The organism is Desulfuribacillus stibiiarsenatis (assembly GCF_001742305.1).
GTDB classification, from domain to species: Bacteria; Bacillota; Bacilli; order Desulfuribacillales; family Desulfuribacillaceae; genus Desulfuribacillus_A; species Desulfuribacillus_A stibiiarsenatis.
Genome location: NZ_MJAT01000022.1, coordinates 180817 through 201789 on the forward strand (window position 1 = coordinate 180817; position 20973 = coordinate 201789).

Annotated in this window: 17 protein-coding genes and 1 riboswitch; of the genes, 16 read left to right on the plus strand and 1 reads right to left on the minus strand. The window is 39.7% G+C overall.

Features of this window, described 5'->3' with window-relative positions; all coding sequences use genetic code 11:
• Positions 1-8 precede the first annotated feature (8 nt).
• The 5 genes from BHU72_RS08630 to BHU72_RS08650 all read left to right on the plus strand — a co-directional run bounded on the left by BHU72_RS08630 (position 9) and on the right by BHU72_RS08650 (position 7696).
• Complete coding sequence (locus BHU72_RS08630) at positions 9-2633, plus strand: GAF domain-containing protein (protein WP_069702224.1); 2625 nt, start codon at positions 9-11, stop codon at positions 2631-2633.
• Positions 2605-3618, plus strand: coding sequence for a GGDEF domain-containing response regulator (locus BHU72_RS08635; protein ID WP_069702225.1), 1014 nt, complete (start codon positions 2605-2607; stop codon positions 3616-3618). Before BHU72_RS08630 ends, BHU72_RS08635 begins: the two co-directional genes overlap by 29 nt.
• A 112-nt stretch (positions 3619-3730) precedes the next feature.
• Positions 3731-3814: riboswitch (cyclic di-GMP riboswitch) on the plus strand.
• 82 nt (positions 3815-3896) lie between these two features.
• Positions 3897-5042: an ABC transporter substrate-binding protein gene (locus BHU72_RS08640; RefSeq protein WP_069702226.1), complete on the plus strand. Its 1146-nt coding sequence runs from the start codon at positions 3897-3899 to the stop codon at positions 5040-5042.
• Positions 5042-7342, plus strand: coding sequence for an ATP-binding protein (locus tag BHU72_RS08645; protein WP_069702227.1), 2301 nt, complete (start codon positions 5042-5044; stop codon positions 7340-7342). The genes BHU72_RS08640 and BHU72_RS08645 overlap by 1 nt, the downstream gene beginning before the upstream one ends.
• A gap of 120 nt (positions 7343-7462) precedes the next feature.
• Positions 7463-7696 (plus strand): sulfurtransferase TusA family protein, encoded by a 234-nt coding sequence (locus tag BHU72_RS08650; protein WP_069702228.1) that lies wholly within the window; start codon positions 7463-7465, stop codon positions 7694-7696.
• 7 nt (positions 7697-7703) lie between these two features.
• Here BHU72_RS08650 and BHU72_RS08655 read toward each other — a convergent pair whose 3' ends face one another.
• On the minus strand, positions 7704-8627 hold the full coding sequence (locus tag BHU72_RS08655) for a LysR family transcriptional regulator (protein WP_069702229.1): 924 nt from the start codon (positions 8625-8627) through the stop codon (positions 7704-7706).
• Between the two features lie 231 nt (positions 8628-8858).
• Here BHU72_RS08655 and BHU72_RS08660 point away from each other — a divergent pair, with 231 nt between their 5' ends.
• The 11 genes from BHU72_RS08660 (at position 8859) to BHU72_RS08710 (ending at position 20895) form a co-directional block, all read left to right on the plus strand.
• Positions 8859-10034, plus strand: a complete 1176-nt coding sequence (locus tag BHU72_RS08660) for a YeeE/YedE family protein (RefSeq protein ID WP_069702230.1) — start codon at positions 8859-8861, stop codon at positions 10032-10034.
• A gap of 286 nt (positions 10035-10320) precedes the next feature.
• The gene (srrA, locus tag BHU72_RS08665; protein WP_436796455.1) at positions 10321-12513 is read left to right on the plus strand and encodes a respiratory selenite reductase catalytic subunit SrrA; all 2193 of its coding nucleotides are present in this window, start codon (positions 10321-10323) and stop codon (positions 12511-12513) included.
• A gap of 1 nt (position 12514) precedes the next feature.
• The gene (locus tag BHU72_RS08670) at positions 12515-13054 is read left to right on the plus strand and encodes a 4Fe-4S dicluster domain-containing protein (protein WP_069702232.1); all 540 of its coding nucleotides are present in this window, start codon (positions 12515-12517) and stop codon (positions 13052-13054) included.
• 15 nt (positions 13055-13069) lie between these two features.
• Positions 13070-14239, plus strand: a complete 1170-nt coding sequence (nrfD, locus tag BHU72_RS08675; RefSeq protein WP_069702233.1) for an NrfD/PsrC family molybdoenzyme membrane anchor subunit — start codon at positions 13070-13072, stop codon at positions 14237-14239.
• Positions 14232-14885, plus strand: coding sequence for a TorD/DmsD family molecular chaperone (locus tag BHU72_RS08680; protein ID WP_069702234.1), 654 nt, complete (start codon positions 14232-14234; stop codon positions 14883-14885). The genes nrfD and BHU72_RS08680 overlap by 8 nt, the downstream gene beginning before the upstream one ends.
• A 14-nt stretch (positions 14886-14899) precedes the next feature.
• Positions 14900-15094 carry a hypothetical protein gene (locus BHU72_RS08685; RefSeq protein WP_069702235.1) on the plus strand — a complete coding sequence of 65 codons (195 nt, stop codon included), beginning with the start codon at positions 14900-14902 and terminating at the stop codon, positions 15092-15094.
• 111 nt (positions 15095-15205) lie between these two features.
• Positions 15206-16477 carry a rhodanese-like domain-containing protein gene (locus BHU72_RS08690; protein ID WP_069702236.1) on the plus strand — a complete coding sequence of 424 codons (1272 nt, stop codon included), beginning with the start codon at positions 15206-15208 and terminating at the stop codon, positions 16475-16477.
• Between the two features lie 192 nt (positions 16478-16669).
• A complete protein-coding gene (locus BHU72_RS08695; protein WP_069702237.1) occupies positions 16670-17911 on the plus strand; it encodes a rhodanese-like domain-containing protein in 1242 nt (413 codons plus the stop codon).
• Positions 17912-18022: 111 nt separating this feature from the next.
• Positions 18023-19024 (plus strand): rhodanese-like domain-containing protein, encoded by a 1002-nt coding sequence (locus BHU72_RS08700; protein WP_069702238.1) that lies wholly within the window; start codon positions 18023-18025, stop codon positions 19022-19024.
• 12 nt (positions 19025-19036) lie between these two features.
• Positions 19037-19651: a stalk domain-containing protein gene (locus BHU72_RS08705; protein ID WP_069702239.1), complete on the plus strand. Its 615-nt coding sequence runs from the start codon at positions 19037-19039 to the stop codon at positions 19649-19651.
• 170 nt (positions 19652-19821) lie between these two features.
• On the plus strand, positions 19822-20895 hold the full coding sequence (locus BHU72_RS08710; protein WP_083248353.1) for a rhodanese-like domain-containing protein: 1074 nt from the start codon (positions 19822-19824) through the stop codon (positions 20893-20895).
• The last annotated feature ends 78 nt before the right edge of the window (positions 20896-20973 follow it).

Genomic DNA, 20973 nt, shown 5'->3' on the forward strand with positions numbered 1-20973 from the left:
TACAGTGTATGACAGAAATTCATATAGAACGATTGCACTCGTATCACTCGTTTGTATTTGAATTAGCAGCATCATTTATTAATACTCCCCTACATAAAATGAATCAGGAAATAATGACGGCCATGGAGACCATTGGCCTACGAGCCAATGTCGAGCGAGTATATTTATATGAGTACGATGAGGAGAATACATTGGCGATTAACACCCATGAATGGTGTGCACCGAATGTAGCATCACGCATCCAAGTTGCTCGGGCAGTGCCTATGCAGATGATTGAAGAAGTCATTGAATGCCACCGTTCTGGTAGAGTATTTCATATTGATAATGTTCAACAGTTACAAGAATCTGAATTGAAGAATTATCTCCTGCAGCATAATGTCTTTACTCTGGTTGCTATACCGTTATTAGTAGACGGGAAATGCCTTGGAACGATTGGCTTTGAATCAGCGCAAAGTACTCGTCAATGGACGATGGCGGAGTTCGAATTGCTAAAATTGTTCTCACATCTATTAACGAATGTAAAGGTTCGTCAGCAGACTGAAACCGCCTTGCTAGAAAGTAAGAACTATAATGATGTTTTATTTCATCATTCTCACGTCCCATCGGTAGTCATTGATTTAGAACATTATAGAATACTGGAATGTAATGATGCTGCGATTAAGATTTACGGACTCGATTCAAAAGAGCAGGCGCTTCACCAATCAATATTTATGTTCTCTGCAGACATTCAATACGATGGGAGGCAATCAAAAGAGGCAAGTAATGAATATATTCAAAAGGCTTTACGTGAGGAATCTGCTTTTTTTGAATGGAAACATATCCGCCCCAATGGAGAGTCCTGGGATGCTGAGGTCCATTTGATTGCTTTCAAACATCAAAACAGACAACTTTTAAAATATACTTTATTTGATATTACGGAAAGAATAAGAAGAGAACAATTGCTAGAAGTACGTTTGCGAATTGCAGAGTTTGCGACGAACCATACACTAGACCAACTTTTGCAGAAAACGCTGGATGAAATTGAGCAAATTACCGAGAGTCAGATTGGTTTTTTTCACTTTTTAAATGAAGACCAAGTGACATTAGAGTTACAGATGTGGTCTACGAATACAATAGGATCGATGTGTGCAACCGAAGGACGAAAAGCCCACTATAATATAGGTGAAGCAGGAATATGGGTTGAGTGTATCCATCAACGTCAGCCTGTGGTTCATAATGATTATGATAGCGTACCGCATAAGAAAGGACTGCCAGACGGACATGCACCGATTGTAAGGCAACTTGTGGCACCAGTCATTCGAGGGAATCAAATAGTAGCGATTATAGGGGTTGGGAATAAACCCCGAGACTATACGTCTAGAGACGTCGAGTTGGTATCAGCTCTGGCCGACCTTGCATGGGAGACAGCAGCACGGAAACGCGCTGAAGAAGAGATGAAAGCGTTGCGCGACCAAGCATTACTGGCAACGAAAGCAAAATCTGACTTTCTCGCCATGATGAGTCATGAGATTCGTACGCCAATGAATGTAATTATTGGTATGGCAGATTTATTAGCAGAAACTCCATTAAAGAAAGAGCAAAAGCGATATATCGATGTGTTCCGGCGTTCCGGAGAAGATTTGTTAAATATTATCAACGACATTCTAGACATTTCTAAGTTCGAAGCAGGACGACTTACTATTGAGAGAATCCCATTTAACTTGTCGCGATTGATTCAAGATGTTTCTGATTTATATATGCATCAAGCCATACAAAAAGAAATTCAGTATTCATCGCATATTCACATTGCTGAAGGTTTCTTTGCAGTAGGTGATCCAACCAGGATTCGCCAAATCATTGGGAATCTGCTGTCAAATGCTGTGAAATTCACAGAGTCCGGGAGCATTCGATTGATAGCAGATTGCCTAATGGAAGACGATGGTCATTTGTGCTTAATTTGCCGAATAGAGGATTCAGGAATTGGTATTGCCACAGAAAAGCTACAAGAAATATTCGAACCTTTTTCACAGGCCGAAAGTTTTATCACACGTAGATTTGGTGGAACAGGACTTGGGTTAGCCATAGCTAGGCAGCTAGCTTTATTGATGCAAGGTGATATTGCCGTTGTCAGTGAAGCTGGGAAAGGGAGTACTTTTGTATTAGAAGTGCGGATTGATGCATATGACTCGGAAAAGGATTATATTACGAATTTATCCCATGGTAAACACAAGAAATCGATAGAAACCAATAATGGGAAGCCATTAAAAATCCTAATTGCGGAAGACTCGATTGACAACCAATTGTTGATGAAAGCATATTTAAAAAACCAAAATATTAAGGTGGAGTTTGTAGACAATGGAAGGTTGGCCGTTGAATCTTATCAAAACAATGAGTATGATCTTGTGATAATGGATATTCAAATGCCTGAAATGGATGGCTATACAGCAACTTCAGAAATCCGTAAATGGGAACAAGTAAATCAGCGAAACGCGACCCCTGTTATTGCACTTACCGCCTTTGCACTTCAAGGAGACCGTGAACTTGCGATGCAAGCAGGATGTACTGAATATATGACCAAGCCAATCAAAAAACAAAAGATTGTGGAATTATTAAAAAGGTATCGGGGTGAGGAAAACGAAGATACTAATCATTGACGATTGTCTGGATACCCAAAGATTGCTTAAGAAATACATTAGTGATTATTTGGATGCAGAAGTAGTGGCAGCAGTTTCGGCAGATCAAGGAATATCGGTTCTTACGGACGACGTGGATTTAATTCTACTAGATATTCTCATGCCAGAAAAAGACGGTATCTGTGCTTGCCGGGAAATTAAAAGCAAGGAAGCATTTCGGGATATACCAATTGTAATTGTAACTCAATATGACAATCAGGAGATTTTTAGAGATGCTTTTATAGCGGGTGCATCAGATTTTATTAAAAAACCGTTTAATAAAATTGAGTTATGTGCTAGGGTGGGCTCACTCTTACAACTGAGCGCGGAAATGAAAAAAAGAAAAGTTAGAGAAAAAGAGTTACAAGAGCTTAATGCACAGCTTCAAGATCGTAATGAAACCTTAAAAAAGCTCTCCATGATTGATGGACTAACAGGAATTGCTAACCGAAGGTACTTAGAAGAGTACTTAGAGCGTGAATGGCGCTATGCCGTGCGAAACAAAGGACAACTATCCCTTGTAATGTTTGATATTGATTATTTCAAGTTATATAACGATTACTATGGTCATCAGTGTGGCGATGATACACTAAAAGCGATAGCGCAAACAGTGGAGAAAATCTTAAAGAGACCTACGGATATGGTAGCACGTTACGGTGGAGAAGAATTCGTTGTCATTCTACCAGCAACTGCCATTCATGGGGCGATGGAAATTGCGAAACAAATTCGTGGTTGTGTCGAGGGGCTTCAAATCTGTCACGAAAAGTCAGCCATCTCTGACTATGTAACGATTAGTCTCGGGGTTACGACAATACATAATTATACTAGTGATTCGACCACGACACTTATCGAACATGCAGACAATGCTTTGTACAAGGCCAAAAATAGTGGTAGAAATAAAGTTGTGCAGTATGAAGAGGTTATAGAGAACTGTAGCTTTATTAACAATACTTGTAGACTCTCGTAGTGCGTGTTTTTATAAGAGATATCATTTGGTGTCCTGAGTATTATAAGCTATTGCAAATGACCTAGTTTAACTTTATAATACGAGTGGAAAGCAATTTCTAAGAATATTCGTTAAAGCATAAGGGAGCTAAGATAAACAATTCTAACATGGACGCCTGAATTGTTTGGAGCAAGTGGCGTAACCGACCAGTTATTTCAACTGGTCTTTTTTATACGCAAAAGTTGATTTTCCTTTGAAATATTATTTGAGCAACAAGTATTGAGATTGTAGGTGTTCACGTGGCGAGAATCATAACAACAAAAAGTATTACCTCGGTGATTATAGTATGTTTGCTATTAGTAGTCCTGTTGTGGCTGAGAACGGAATCGCTCCAGACGAAAACAATCATAATTATAACGAAAGACCAAGAGAATACAGCTAGCCTTAATCCATCCCGTTTAATTGTAGCGGCTGAATTAGCTTTAGCTGATTATCAAAAACAAAAACAACGATATCCTATCACCCATCAATATATTACTTATACGGGCGAAGAACAGGAAGGATATGATAAGGCAAGGCAGTATCTGAAAGAAAACAAAAGCGTGGTTGCAATCGTAGGAGATTTTAATAGTGCAGGAACAAAGTTACTCGCAGAGCTTGCGATGGAATTTGAAATTCCTCATATATCATTTTTCTCAACAGATGAGACGATATTTCATGAAAAGTCATGGAGTTTTTCCATTCGAAATCGAACGGCACATGAGATGGATACGATGGTGCAGCTCATCAACAAACATCTACAAGTAGAACAAGTGACAATCCTTTCTAGCGAAACGTCTAATTTAATCCAAAGAGCAGAAGAACTGGAACTGGCTTTGAGTTCTATAGGAATCAAAGCACAAGAGATACTAACGGTAGAATCAGGGCAAATAGATTTTAGTAACGAAATTACCCGGATTAAGGGGCAACTGACGGGCAAGGCCGTCGTTATTTTTCTAGGGTCGCAACAACTTGAACACTTTTTGCAACAATGTCAAATGGCAGAGATAACACTTCCGATTATTTCTACAGGAGTAGTTCTGCATCCAGATATTCTTCATGAGTTTGTTGGAATAAAGGGCAATGTATATTCTGTAGTGCCAAAAATTTATCTAGATTATGCAGAGCGAATAGATTTAGTAACACTTATGGAGCGTTATAAGATAGCCATAGGTAATCATCGATTGGACGCCTCTGGGCTGTGGATTTATGATGGATTTCAAGTGATGTACGAAACGATGAACGCGTCTAAAAATAGCTCTCAATTAAGAAATCTCTTGCGTGACTATAATAAAAGGCATGTAAGTTATATGATATCATTTGATGAACATGGTCTAATCAAAGATAGTGGTTTCATCCCCGTAACCATTCAGGGCAGCCGGTTTATAGAGGTGGAGATTCCGTAATGTTCAATAAAAATTCTAGAATAGTTTTCAATAGATTACAATGGCGGCTATTCCGGCAGTTCACAATTGCGGGATTAGTTCTGATTGTCTTGTTAGCAGGTCTAATATACAAGTACGTGACAGAAACAACCATTGAGTTATACCAAGCGAACGCAAGGATGGTACTAGAACGTTACGAAATAACAGCTAGGTTATTCTTGAAGAGAGAAATGGAGATATTAACGCTACATTATAAGCTGCTAGGTTATGAGCAAAGTGATAAAGTTCTAGAAAGCATCAAGGATAATCCTAAATACTTAGAATCATATATTATGAACGCAGAGGGTTTCATTACCCATGCGACTGTTGATAGGATGATAGGATATCAATACAAAGGTAAAGAAATCTTTAAAGTAGCGAGGAATGCAAATCAGCCATTCCCGTTGATAAGATTCCATCCCTTTGAGCAAAGATTACTTATCAATCTTGTCATTCCGACCTTTAACGATCGTAGGCAGTTAACTCAGATTGCAGTACATGAACTAGATCCAATTTGGTTAGAAGAACGCTTAGAATTTGAGTATCAAGCAAGTGATGGAGAAATTCATCTAGTAAATACAAATGGAATTATCTATTTAACGCTGCCCAAGAATGATTCAAAAAAACTGAATGCATTTGGAATTGCTACGTCCATCTTTGACTATGGATTTACGCTGGAACATTTAGAACAAAACCAGAGTGGACTGAATGATTTTATTAGTGATAACCATTTAATTGTTTATAAAAATATAGATTCTGATTTAGGATTTGTTGTCAATCGCGTCTCATTAGATACAATTAGTGAGCAATTGAGAAGTATCTATGTCATCATGGTTAAAGGTGCCCTTGTTGGAATGCTTTTTTTCATATTTTACGGCTTTTATGTAGCTAGGCGAACCGTGAAACCAATACGTGAGTTATCTGTTCAATTGAAGGAAGCACTGAAAGGTGAAAAAATGACCGTCATTTACGATCAACAATCGGAGCTTTCAATCATTGGTGACGCTTTTAATCAAGCTTGGGAAGATAATAAAATCATGAATCAGCAGTTAGTAAAAGAGAGAGAAACAGCAAAGCGTGAAAAGCAAAAAGCTGAAGAAGCAAATGCTGCGAAAAGCAGGTTTTTAGCTACAATGAGTCACGAAATACGAACCCCAATGAACGCTATTATTGGTATGACGGATGTATTAGACGAACTAGCCAACACACAAGAACAAAGAAATTATATTCGTATATTGAAGAAAAATGGAGAGCATCTATTAAAAATTATTAACGCAGTCCTCGATTTAGCTAAAATAGAAGCAGGAGAAATAAAGCTGTCTATGAGTGCAGTTAATGTTTCGGAAATGGTATATGAAGTAGGGGACACCTATAGCTATATAGCAGATCAAAAGGGTTTGCAACTTACGGTAGATATTAACTTAGATAAAGAAATGAAATGCCTTGCTTGGATTGATGAAGATAAAGTGCGTCAAGTACTGGTTAACCTGATTGGTAATGCTATTAAGTATACGGAAAAAGGTAGCATTAATTTAAAATTAGAATGTGATCAGCGCTCTCTTCGATTGATTGTAGAAGACACGGGGATTGGACTGTCACAAGATAAGGTAGAAACTATCTTTAACGAATTTATTCAGCTAGATACTTCGACGACCCGCAGTTATGGTGGAACTGGTTTAGGGTTGACTATATCCAAGAAACTGGTAGAGATTATGGGGGGTCAAATTTGGGTTGAAAGTCAAGAAGGAATTGGCAGTAAATTTATGGTTCAAATACCGTACAAACCAGTTACTGAATCCTACGACTTAGAAGAAGTGAACAATATTGACAAAGCTACTGAAACACTTTCTTGGCGTCATGGGGATAAAACAGAGGCTAACGCGAAAAGAATTCTACTAGTAGATGATGCAGTCGATAATCGATTGTTAATCAAAGCATATCTTAAAAATCTTCCATACCATATTGAAGAAGCAACAAATGGTATAGAAGCCTATGAGAAATTTGTAGAGGGAGACTTTGACTTGGTACTCATGGATATTCAAATGCCATTATTGGATGGATATCAAGCAACTTTGCAAATAAGAAAGTGGGAGCAAGAAAATAACAAAGTCGCGACTCCAATCATTGCACTTTCTGCATATGCACTGAAAGAGGACCAGGAACGTAGTATTCAGGCTGGCTGTAATGAACATATGAACAAACCTGTGAAAAAGAATGATTTGTTAAGCAAAATCGACAGTTATATATTTAAGAATAGAAGAGGTAAGGAAGCTAAGGATTAATTATAATGATGTATTGAATTGCAAGGGTTAAACTAAATTATATTGTAGACTCTAGTAATATATGGTATTTTTGAGGCATTAACGTTTCGGAACTTCAGAGAGAGACTATGGAGGATTCATATGCAGGAGAAGACAATTGATTGCATTGGGGAAATGTGTCCCATACCAATTCTTAAAGCAGAACAAGAGCTCAAGGCATTAGGGAACCAAGATAAGGTTCATATCAAAACAGATCATAGCTGTACCATGCAGTCCGTTGTAAAACACTTTCAGAATAAGCTAGGATATCCTAGTTCTGTACAAGAAATCGATTATGGGATATGGCTTATCACAATTGAAAAAAGAACAAAATAAAAAGGGGTTAACAGAAACCCCTTTCTTTTGAATGCAATAATTCCAGAAATGCTTGCGCTAAGGAAGATTTAATCTTCTTCGGATGATAGGCTAAGCTAATTGTATGATAGAATAAGAACTCTTTTACTTTAATTGCCTTTAAAGTTTTATAATGGAGTTCTTTTTTTACTGCTATGCGTGGCAATAGTGATAGGCCACGTTCCGACGCTACAGTAGATATGATGGCGCTTGTTTGGTCCATTTCCATTAGAATCTTTAATTTGTTCAGATCCATACCTTCTTGAATCAACTTCGCTTCAATGGTAGCACGAATTCCAGACCCTTTCTCACGGAAAATCCACTGACAATTCATAAAATCCTGAATACAAATCTCATCAATATCCTCCCAAGTTTCAGTGTGAGGAACAACAATTACTAGCTCATCCCTAGCAATTCTCTGCAGCACAATGCCTTCGTCCTTCAATGTTTGTTTGTCCTCATCTTTAATGGGGCCCTCAAGAATTGCGAAATCGACACTTCCGTTAAGCGTAGATTCAATCGCTTCTTTCGTGTTCGTAATTCTAGTAATAATTTTACTATCTGGGTATTCCTCATGAAAAATAAAGAGTGTACATGGTAAGGCATACTGTCCCACAGTGCTAGATGTAGCTACTAAAAGCTCCGTTTGAACGTTATTCATTTTAGTTACGTCTTTTCTCATATTCTCTGCGATGGTGACTAGCTTTTGTCCATATTCATAGACAAGATTACCAACCTCAGTAGGAGTTACACCTTTATTACTACGCTCAAGTAATGTCGCATTTAATTGGTTTTCTAACTCTTGAATTTGTAAGCTTAACGCCGGTTGTGACATGTGTAATGCTTTGGCAGCCTTAGAAATACTACCATGTTGTATCACGTGACAAAAGGATTCTATAGCTGTTAAATTCATTCGGAGCACCTACTTTCGAGTTGTGTAAGATTGCATCTTTGCATCTATGTAACATTCTGTTAAACTTATTTATAGAGACCACATTACATTTGCCATACTAAATCGAGTTTCCATTCATAAAGAAAGCTTAGTTCAGATGGAGCGTTACATATCTCCCACATATAACATTGGAGGATTAGTATCGCCGCTGAGATAATTAGTTTGCCATTCTAACAAATTGGAGAGAAAAGTATGATTCTATCAAAACAAAGGGAAATTGGATTTATCCTTGTGATTGTCAATTTCATAGGAATCGTTGCTACTATCGTCTGCTCTAATTATAATCTAGCAATTGCTTGGAGCCTTGGGCTTTGTTTTGGTTTTGTGTTTCAACGGTCTAGGTTTTGTACTGTTGGTGCAATTCGTGATGTATTTTTGTTAGGAAATTATAATCTAGCCAAGGGTGTTTTAATCTATTTATCGTTATCAACTACGTTTTTCACAATCTTGTATACAATCTCTTTATTCAGTCCGTTAAAGATTGTTGCCAAACTGGAACCTATTGGTCTTATGACACTGATTGGCGCATTTATCTTTGGCATTGGCATGGTCATTGCCGGAGGATGTGCCTCTGGAATTCTAATCCGTATGGGTGAAGGGCTCATTATGCAGTGGTGGGGATTCCTTGGCCTCATTGTAGGTTCTTTTTTAGGTGTATGGCTATATGATTGGCATCATCCACTGAATTATGGCATTTCCTATGTGTTCCTTCCCGAGTATCTTGGTTTGCCAATTGCTATGGTGTTGCAAATGACCGTTTTACTAGGAATGCTGGGTCTGTTTTATTATCTTGATTACAAGAACAAAATGATAGATTATCCGTTTCCTCAGTCGTTTCAACAAACAGCAGCCTCTCTATCAGCGACCGATAAAATCCTCAAAAAACCATGGCCCTACACTTGGGGTGCTATTATTTTAGCGATTTTAAGCTCCTTTGTGTATTTGTGGAACCAATTCTGGGGAATTACGAATGGTCTTATCCATTTATTTGCGGGACTTACAGACCGTTTTATCATGGACATCAACCACTGGACGTTCTTCGCAAAGAATCCGAATCAGCATTTGTTGTTCTTCAATCATCCACTGGTTCCCTTGGTGATCGCCACTGTCATAGGATCCTTTGTCGCATCATTACTTGCCAGAGAGTTCCGGATCCGCAAAACGGCCCACCCAAGGTTTATCTATTCAGCGATAATTGGCGGTTTCCTCATGGGATTTGGTGCTAGGTTGGCCCACGGATGTAATGTGAGTGCCGTTATGACGGGAATTCCAACATATTCCCTGCATGGCTGGGTATTCTTAATTTTCATGACTTTAGGTGTACTTGCGGGGATTCGAATCCTAACAAAGTACCTGGTTGTTTTTTAATAGATTCATTAAATTCTTCACAATATAAGCATATTCCATATTCTTCGAAAAGACAAACATATCTCGCGATGCGGGGTATGTTTGTTTTTTATGGCTATAAAACATGACTATAGCGCAAAACCCTCCCTCGTGTAATACATAAGGCTAGTGGTGAAATTCCGCGTTTTTTATGAATTTTCAATGAATTGAAGTGTGATATCTCACGCGTTATAGTGTGAGTAAGAGTTGAAATTTCACATTTTAATCACGATTAATCGATTTTGTAAATTTTCAGAGAGAAAGGAGAATGGCAGTGAAAAAATTTAATAGAAGAACATTTATAAAAGCCGCCGCAGCTTCAGGTGTAGTTGGCTCAGTGCCAATGTATCTAAGTTTAGCAGACCATAAAAAAGTTGCTTCGGAAGAGCCACTTAAGAAAGTTTGGTCACAATGTAATGGTTGTGCGAGTATGTGCTCCAAGGCTGTTTATTCCAAAAACAATCGCCTGTGGAAAGTAGAAGGTCATCCGTTACATTTGAAGTCTGGAGGCCGCTTATGTGCCCGAGGGCATGGTATGGCAGCAGATGTCTATAATACTTCTCGCGTTACACAACCAATGAAACGCGTAGGCGATACATTTGAGCCAATATCTTGGGAACAGGCATTTTCAGAAATTGGAGAAAAGCTTGGAAAGATTGTGGAGGAACATAAAGGGGACTCCGTACTCTGGGTAGAACATGGCCCACGTGGTAAGTTCTATGCTGATATTTTATTAGACTTAATCGGATCGCCAAATTATTGCACTCACTACTCTACATGCTTTACTTCAAAAACTAACGTATGGCCTAAGATGGTCGGCGATTCTTTAGCGGCAGATCATGAAAATGCCAACTACTTATTATTCGTCGGAAGAAACTTCGGCGGAGGGATTATCCCAAATGGAATGAACAAGATTCATAAGGCGATTGAAAGAGGAGCAAAGCTTGTTGTAGTAGATCCAAAATATAACGAAATGGCTAAAATTGCTCATGATTGGGTCCCAATCCGACCGGGTACTGACCTTGCATTCTATCTAGGTCTTGCGCACACACTTATCTCGGAGAACCTATATGATCGTAATTTTGTGAACAGAAACGTACTAGGATTTAGCGAATTCTGGGAAGCAAATAAAACGGCAAGTGCCGACTGGGCTTCAGAGGTTACTGGCATTCCAGCGGATAAAATCCGTGAAATTGCTAGGGATATGGCAGCTAGCGCACCAAAAGCGATATTAGAACCAGGATGGCATGGATTGAACTGTCACTATGTGAACAGTACGCAAACAGCCCAAATGAATGTAATACTCAATGCTTTAGTCGGCAATTTCTATAAAATCGGTGGGCTGTACCCAGGGCAAGATATCCCATTTGGATCGGTTGACCGCAAAATGCCACCGTTCAAACGTAAGGGAGAACGTGCAGACGGCGCTGGTGTGAAAGGGAAGTTCCCAACAGTTGAACCTGGTCGTGGAATTGCGCAAATCACACCACAATTGGTAGAGGAAGGGTTAATTAAAGCGGTATTTATTTATCACTATAACCCATTACGTACAGCACCTAACCCAGAATACCAGAAGAAAATCAAAGATGCTGAATTAGTAGTCGTCATTCCGACGGATTGGAATGAAACAGCGGTTCACACGGCGCACTACATCCTTCCAGAAGACTATTATCTGGAAAGAACAGAAACACCAAGGAATAATAGTGGTCATTTAGCGCACATATACCCACAAATCTCAATTCGTGCGAAAGCTCTAGACCCGATTCACGATACGAAGCCACTCCGTGAAATCGTAGCAGGAATTTGTGAAGCAATGGGATATGAAGGATACTTTAATTTTACTATCGAAGACGAAGTCAAAGCAGCGTTGTCAACGGTAGAAGGGTTAACACCGGAGCGTTTATATGAAGAAGGAACAATAGAGTTTACGACCCATTTCATGGAAGGAGTTCCATTAGAGTTTAAGACTTCCACGAAGAAGATTAACTTTAAGGTTCCGGAATATGAAGCCAACGGATTTAGCGGAGTCCCTACGTGGGTACCTCCTGCTACATGGCCGAAGGAAGAGAATGAATTCCGTCTTATCCATGGGAAACAGCCTTGGCATTCCCATAGTATTACTGCCAATAATCCGTACTTGATGGCAATTACGAAAGCGTATAACGGGGAATGGATGTGGATGAATAAAGTTCGTGCCGATAAGCTAGGAATTAAAAATGGCGATACGGTTACAGTGCAATCTTCCGTTTCCACCAAACAGGCAAAAGTAAAAGTGACAGAATTGGTTCACCCTGATTGCGTATGGATTTCTAACTCCTATGGAAACTTCTCTGAGAGACAAAAGGACGGTTACGGTGTAGGTGTAAACTTCAATGATTTCTTAGAGTTGCAAGTCGAACCTATGGCGGGCGGTACCAATAGTCAAGAAATCATCGTAAAAATAACGAAGGGGGTAAGCTAATATGGCTCGCTATGCAATGTTGATTGATGCTTCTCGTTGTACTGGTTGCGGAGCATGTCGCGTCGCGTGTCAGATGCAGCATCAATTACCACCGAATATGTCGTTTAATCGACTGGAATTTAGAGAGCGTGGGATATTCCCAACAGTAAAACAAGAGATTGTACCTGTTCAATGTATGCATTGTGACAATCCTCCTTGTCTGCACGTATGTCCTACGAACGCAACATATAAGCGCTCCGATGGCATAGTGCTTGTGGATCACGACAAATGCATTGGCTGTAAGTATTGTATGACGGCATGCCCGTATGACGCTCGTACATTAAATGAAAAGCGTGTTCCAGAGAAATGTAAGTTCTGCTCTGAATATGTCGTACAGGGCCAGGAACCTCCATGTGCTAGTACGTGTATGTGTAGTGTACGTATCTTTGGCGACCTCGATGACCCTGATAGTGAAATTAGTAAAGCAATGGCAAAAAAATCTGTATATCAGTTGATTCCGGAAAAAGGAACCCGTCCGCGAATCTATTATGTGAAAAAATAGAGGAGGGGTGAGACGATGAAAAATGCAAAATTATGGATAATCATATCCGCTATTATGATAGCCATTGGCGCAATTGGTGGAGTAATGATTCTTATCAATGGTGAGTCGGCTATGGGTACAACGGATCGAGTGCCATGGGGTGGTATGATTGGTGGTTATGAATTTTTTGCCGTTATGAGTACTGGACTATGTATGATAGCTGCTTTAGGAATCGTATTCCAATATAAAAGTTTCATACCAATTGCAAAGAGAGCAATAGTACTTGCGTTACTTTCATTAGTATCAGCATTTACAATTCTTCTTTTAGAACTTGGTAGACCTTGGAACATGATTTACATTGCTTTTAGTCCAAATTTCATGTCCTCCATATGGTGGATGGGCGTGTTCTACGGAATATATATGGGGCTGTTAATGTTAATCCTCTACAGCATGTATAAAGGCAATGAAAAACTTACGAAACAATTAACTTTGGTAGGTGCGATAGCAGCGATATTAGCTGTAAGCAATATAGGGAACTTATTTGGACTTGTGAATTCTCGTGGCCATTGGGCGACATCCATTTTACCAATCTATTTCATTATTGGTGCGCTTCTATCGGCAGTAGCACTACTAGCGGTAACAACGTATATTACAGGTTCAAACGGAGGCGCGAAAGCCAAGCAATCTCTGCAATCGATACCGACAATTGGGAACTTGTTAGCGTTACTACTAGGCTCAACTATGATTATGGTTGCAGCAAAAACAATTGCTGGCCTATATGGTGGATTGCCAGGGAAATATGAGGCGACGATGGCTTTAATCAATGGGCCGTTAAGCATGTATTTCTGGGTATTTGAAGTGTCAATCGGCATGGTCATTCCAATGTTCCTGCTTTTGAAATATCAAGGCAAGGATTTAGGGAAAATTGCTCTTGCAGGTGGAATGGCATTGGTTGGTATCTTCTTTATGAGATATGACTTTGTTGTTGCTGGTCAGATTGTCCCGTTGAAGGTAGTAGATGGTCTAAAAGAGACTGTATACCATGCGTATCACACAGCATTACCAGCCTGGGCAGTTATGATTGGAGCGTTTGGAATAGGAATTCTTTTATATATACTAGCGGAACAAAAATTTGATTTAAATGATAGTTCCACAAGTAATCAAAAACGGATGGAGAACGACAAGGTCGTGAGTGCCCATGTTTAATTCGAAAGCATATGCTGATATTTTTGGCATCTTGTCTGAATTTTATAAATTTCCTAACCAAGAATTCTTCGACTATATTAACGACCGTAGCTTTCAGCAGGAAATGGGAGAACTGATTCGACATACGGAATTGAATTTCGATATCCGCATTGTTCGACCTTTTGTCAACCTCAAAGAAATGAAAAGCGAGTACACCCGATTGTTTATTGGGATTACAGGCACGGCAGCAATCCCTGTAGAATCTGTCTACAAGATTTGGACTACTGATGAATCTGCTGCTATGAGCTTTGCTAAAAGCAAAGGGTATCTCATGGGGGATTCTGCATTACATGTGCAACACTTACTCGAAATGTTTCAAATGGAAGTTGTTGAAGAACTGGGTAAGAAACCAGATCATATTAGCGTTTTACTAGAATTGCTAGCATATTTCATAGAGCACAGAAGCTTAGATGAAACCTGGATGTATATTCAAGACCACTTTGATTGGTTGGGAGACTTCAAAACAGCTATCGAGGAGCTAGAAGGTCATGAATTCTATAAGTACGTAACTGATTTATTAATCGAGTTAATCGATGAGTATAAGGGATTACTCCGGTCTAAGCTGGTGCAAGAAATGAAAGAGGAGCAACTAGAAGGAATCCAATAAGAGGAGGGATGTAGATGAAGACACTTCGTAAGAAACTACTATTACTCATTGCGATAGTAACTCTATCGATGACAATCGTCGGATGTAAGGAAGTGCCGGTTGTGAAAGTGGTGGACCCTACTCAAGAAGTAGTCTCAAATATAGTAAAATATGAAGCCCCTGAGCGAACTATAGCGCCAGAGCCTAAAGAAAAGACAGGCGTCAGTTGAGGCTAAAATGTCAGATTCGCTGGATGCGAATCAAATAGCAAGTACTAGATTGAATTATGCTTAAGTAGAACTAGGTAGCTTAATAGATGTAAAAAAGAAGGAGGGAAACTAGTGATTATTAATAAAAGATGGCATATAACTTCCGTTCTTGCAGTCATGTTAGTCTTTGCTATGTTGCTTGTAGGTTGTAGCTCCACAGCATCTGTAGCAGTTAGAGAATATCAAGTTCCTTCATTGCCATTAGATCCTCCAGTTTATGAAGGAGTTAAAGCGCCAGATGGCATGAGCAATGCGGTACCAGTTGAGCCACATTTGAATTATATTGAAACCTTTGAATTAATGAATCTCTATTTAAAAGGCAAGCCAGTTAGTAATGAAAGAGATTCTTATGAACAATATGCGAAGGATTGGGAGTTTGTAATAGTCGATTCACGTCCACCTGCAAAGTATAACGAGGCACATATCAATGGAGCGATCAATATCCCTGATGCCGAGTTTGATAAGTTTGCAAATCGTCTACCAGAGGACAAATCAAAACTACTAATCTTCTATTGTAATGGTTGGGACTGTCCACTTAGCCCAAGCTCTGCAAATAAGGCAATCAAATTAGGATATACCAATGTTCGTGTTTATCAAGAGGGTGTTGCGGGCTGGAAATCTGCTGGGAATTACTTCGCAACTACACCACAACACGTAGCTTCAAGAATTACTGATGATTATGTAAGTGGTACTGCATCAGGGGCGAAAGCTTTTAGAATTATAGATGCGAGACCATATGCTTCTTATTTTCAAGCGCATGTACCTACATCATTTCCGTTAGATGATGGGATATTCAGTAAGAATTCTAAATCATTTCCGCTAGACAAGAATACAGAAATCATCTTCTACTGTGGAGGATTCTACTGTTCGAAAAGTCATAACGAGGCAAGACTTCTTTCGACTTTGGGATATACAGATGTAAAAGTCATGGTAGGGGGATTGCCAGAATGGAAGAAAGCAGGCTTACCTACATTTGGTACAGAGAGTTCAGGTGTGAAGTTTGATATTTCTGGTGGGAAAGCGAATCTAGCATTGACACCAGAGGAATGGAAAAAGAAATACGATGCTGGAAAGGTAGTAGTAGTTGACGTTCGTACGGCAGATGAACGCTCAGCAGGCGCGATTCCTAACTCAATTCACCTAGTAGATAAAGATATTCTAGCAAACCCAAAGATTATTTCTGAAAAACTACCAGCAGATAAAAATGTAACAGTTCTTATCCATTGTGCATCTGGTGCAAGGGCTTCCGGCGTAGCTAGTAAATTTACTGATGAAGGGTACAAAAACAGTTTCTATCTCAATAGTAAGATTACAATTAAAGCAGATGGAACGTTCGGCTTCTAAAACAACAGAAGGTATCTAAGCGATGGAAACCTCTGATGTTATATAGAAAGCTTAGTTCAGATGGAGTTATTACTCCACCTGAATTCTAGTTGCACTTATTTCGAAGCTTGGCAGCACTTATCTCCCACCTATAGAAGTGGGGGTATAGAAACGCCGCTGAGATAAAATTAAAAAAATATAGGAGGAAAAACAATGTTAAAAAAGTTACTCAACATGAAAGCATTATTGTTAATTTTAATGCTTGGCTTGGCACTTACTCTAACAGGTTGCGAAGAGTTAGAGGCAATGTCTGCTGGAGCATCAGCTCCAACAAAGCAAGTACAGGTGCCAGCGGGAATTACTAACGCAGTACCAATCAAAGCACATTTAAATTATGTGACAACTGAAGAAGTAATGGTATTAATGAAAAGTGTTAAGCCTGCAAGTGCAGCGCGTACGAAGTATGAGCAAGCTCCTCCAGAATGGAACTTCGTATTAGTTGATTCTCGTCCTTTTGGTAAGTATGCGGAAGGACATATCAATGGTGCAATAAACATTCCTGAAGAAGAATTCGAAAAATTCAAAGATCGTTTGCCTACAGATAAGAATACGAAGCTAATTTTCTATTGCGGTGGTTGGGCTTGCCCACTAAGTTCAGCATCTGCTGAAAAGGCAATTGCATTAGGTTACACGGATGTTTCTGTATTCCAAGCTGGTACAGATCATGGTTGGTCTTTAACAAACAACTACTATGTAATCACTCCTGAATATCTAGCACCAAAAATTCAAAACGCTTACATGTCAGATGTAAATAAAAAGCCATTCAAGTTAATTGATGCAAGACCATATACTTCATACTTCGAATCTCATATTCCAATGGCATATCCAATGGATGACGAATTATTCAGTAAGAAGTATCTATCTACAATGCCAACTGACAAGTCAACAGAAATCATTATTTATTGCGGTGGCTTCTTCTGCAGCAAGAGCCATAATGTTGCAAAGGAATTGACAGCTCTTGGTTACACAAATGTAAAAGTATTAGCTGGAGGACTACCAGCATGGAAAGAAGCAAAGCTTCCTACATTTGGCACAGCTACTGGCGGAGTAAGCTTTGATATCAATGCAGGCAAGAAAGACCCAGGTTTAACTCCTATAGATTGGAAAGCTGCTTATGATAAAGGTGGAGTAATCGTAGTAGATGTACGTACTGCTGATGAGCGTGCAGCTGGTGCAATCCCTAATTCAATTCACATTCCAAGTGGAGAAATCAATGCGAGTCCAGCAGTCATTGCTGAAAAAATTGCAGATAAGAACGCTACAATTCTAATTCATTGCGCATCTGGTGCACGTGCAGCTGGCGTAATTGATAAGTTTTTAGATCAAGGATATAAGAATGCTGTGTACTTAAAGACAGGAATTAAAATTGCTGCCGATGGGACATTCTCATTCTAATCCAGGAAATCAATCTATAAATCAATCTATGTTCGCGGCGCCATCTCCCATTTATAGAATGGGAGTTTTGGTAAAGCCGTTGAGAAAAACTAATCATTGGGGGAAAGCAACATGTTCAAACAAAATAAAGCATTTAAGTCGTTGTTAATTGCATTGTCATTGATTTTAGCAGTAACTCTTGTTGGTTGTGGCAAAACTGCTGAACCAGTACAACAGACACCAGCTCCTGTAGCAACTCCGGAACCAGCACCAGCACCAGCTCCAGAGAAACCTAAATTAAAGGCAGAAGATGTAGTTCTTGAGCGCGCGAAAGACTTTGCTGCTGCTCGTCATGCAGGTCAGTCGTATATGATTGCAGCGAAAGACGCTTCTGAAAAAATTGCTGCAGGTAATATCTTTGTTCTTGATGTTCGTTCTGCTGAGGACTTTGAAAAGGGTCACATTGCAGGTGCTTTTAACGTAAGTTTCGTAGGTGGAGAATTAGCAACATTACTAGATCGCCTCCCACAAGACAAGGAAATCTATGTATTATGCTATTCAGGTCAACAAGCGAACCAAGTAAATGCAGCGTTAAATGTTGCTGGCTTCAATTCTAAAGCAATCACAGGTGGTGCAGGAAGTTGGACGAAGGCAGAGCTTACTCTCCCTGAGACAGGTGCAAATCCTTTATCAGCAGCGCCAGCAGCATCAGAGCCTACAACAGATGCGGATAAGTTAGCTTGGGAAAAGGTTGAAGGGTATCTAGGGTCGGTTATAAGTGCGGAAACAAGCAATTTCATTGCTCCAGCTAAATTACACGAAGAATTAACTGCAAGTGCAGATAAGTACTATGTAGTCGACATCCGTGTACCTAAAGCAGATAACTATGATCAAGGTCATATTGAAGGTTCACATTTCTACTCATGGGAAGACATGGAGAAAAAAATGGCTGAATTCCCTATGGATAAGAAGATTGTCGTAGGATGCTGGTCTGGTAACAATGCAGGTCAGGCAGTAGCGTTACTTCGTATGAACGGATACGATGCTCATTTGCTTACAAGTGGAATTGATAACGGCTGGTTACAAAAAACTAAGCCAGAAGCAGAAAGAAAGCCTCTACCATTAGTGAAATAAGGAGATGACCCAATGAAAAAAATCATTACGGTTGCAGTGGCGGCACTCATAACAATGGGAATCGCTACCTATGATGTGCAGGTTGTAGAAGCTTCACCATGTGAAGTGGATACGCCGGCACCAGCAAAGCCAGCAACACCGGCACCAGCACCGGCACCAGCAAAGCCAGCAACACCGGCACCGGCGCCAGCAAAACCAGCAACACCAGCGCCAACACCTGCAGCCACTCCAGCTGTCACAACAGCAGCGAAAGTGCCTGTGACGAATGTTGATTTCAAATTCCTAGGAAAGCCTGGTAAAGCATCGATTGTCATTATTGACAAAGAGGTTTACGTAAGCGTTCGATCATTTGCACAAGCACTAGGATCAGATGTAGGTTGGGATGCAAATTCCAAGCAAGTTGTGATTAAAGGTGACGTAATAGGCACTCCACTTGAAATTAGGGGTCAAAGTGGTCAAAAAGGCATTACTGTAAATAAAAAATTGTTTGTTATGCAAAGAGCTGTAACAAATGTTGATGGCACTTTATATGTGCGAGCTCACTGCATTGCAGGCATTACAGGTTCCATCATGAAATCGCCTGTAAAAGTAACATTTGCGAAAAATGTGCTAGAGTTTAAAGAATAGATTGAACCCCCCTTCGTGGGGGTTTTTCACTTGTACTATCAGAAAGTATAAATTTTTTTATGTAGATAGTATAAGTGCAACTAAGGCATTCTCACGGCGAATGCCAAGTTGTCTTTAGCGAAAGTCAGGTTTTCTAAAAAAAACAATCGAGAAGAAACGGGGAGTGTAACTTGAAGGAGAAAAGTTACGAAATTTTAACGAAGTGTATACGATTAACAGTTATCATGCTTCTCTTGTTGAGTCTGACAATGGTAGGCTGCAACAAACAAGGTCAAGAGACAAAGGCAGAATTATCGCCTGTAAAACAAGAGCAACCGAACACTTCAGCTGCGAGTCAAGAGCTTAAAGTAGATGAATTCGCAATTCTTCAAGCAGCAGCACAGGAATATGTGCAACGCCCGCTAATGCTAATGTCTACCGATGAAGTTTATCAGAAAGCAGTAGTGGAGAAAAATAGCGAGTATCAATTAATAAGCACGCGCTATGAAGAGGATTATAATAGAGGGCATATAGAAGGTGCAGAGTGGATTACGCGCACTGAGTTTGCGAAGGAAGAAACGCTTAATAGAATTGACAAAAACCGTAAGACAATATTATATTGCTATACGGCTAGTGGTGCCACGTATGTATCTGCAATGCTGAATCTTATGGGCTATGAAGCGTACGGAATGAGCATTGGCATGACAGAATGGACTGCCAATAGAGAAGTAGCTGGGACACAAAGAACACCTGTGGCTATCGAGAATTATCCGATTGAATCTGCTGAATATCAACTCCAACAAACATACCCGTTACCTAAATTAACGACAGGAAAAACGAGCGTAGAAGAAATTGTACATGAAATGGGAATGAATTATTTTGCTTCGGGTAAGGCAAGGTGGATTAGTGCCGAAGAGATAAAAGTGGCTTATGACACGGATGCGTTAGAAGAGTTTATATTAATTGACGTAAGGGACAAGAGTAAATATGATAAAGGGCATGTTCCAAAAGCAGTCAACATTGCGTATCGTCAGACAATGGATATGACGAACCTACAAAAACTTCCGACGGACAAAAAACTTATTATCATTAGTGAAGATGGACAATCCGCTACACAAATCGCAGCGTTGTATAGTTTCTTGGGTTATGACGCACGTACGATGTTGTATGGCATGTTGGCCTGGTCAAATGACCCCAATGTTGTAGGAACGAGTTTATGGAAGGGTCCACGCAATTATCCTTGGGTTGGCAGTGTAAAACCGTAAGTATAGAATATTTTGAACGTGAGCAGGAAAAGTTGGTCTTGAAGCCGAATTGATTACTACAGATATATGAGACTTCTA